Genomic DNA, 306 nt, shown 5'->3' with positions numbered 1-306 from the left:
ATTCTGACTCGTCTTAAAGTTGCTTGGCGACGTCCTACTCTCACAGGGACAAGGTCCCAACTACCATCGGCGCTAGAGAGCTTAACTTCCGTGTTCGGTATGGGAACGGGTGTGACCTCTCTGCCATCATCACCAAACTATTGAAGGTATATTCCTTCAAAACTAGATAACATTTGCTTCATATTATATGGTTAAGTCCTCGATCTATTAGTATTCGTCAGCTCCACATGTCACCATGCTTCCACCTCGAACCTATCAACCTGATCATCTTTCAGGGATCTTACTAGCTTGGGATCTTACTAGCTT

2 rRNA genes are annotated in these 306 nt (G+C 44.4%); both read right to left on the bottom strand.

Annotation, left to right across the window (positions count from 1 at the left end):
- Positions 1-21: 21 nt before the first annotated feature.
- Positions 22-137, bottom strand: a 5S ribosomal RNA gene (gene rrf / locus AC1DKZ_RS33200).
- A gap of 50 nt (positions 138-187) precedes the next feature.
- Positions 188-306, bottom strand: a 23S ribosomal RNA gene (locus tag AC1DKZ_RS33195); the annotation flags it as partial.

Source organism: Bacillus sp. 05T21, from assembly GCF_056396785.1.
The sequence above is the reverse complement of the archived record's forward strand: the minus strand, read 5'-3'. Positions and strand labels throughout refer to the sequence as shown.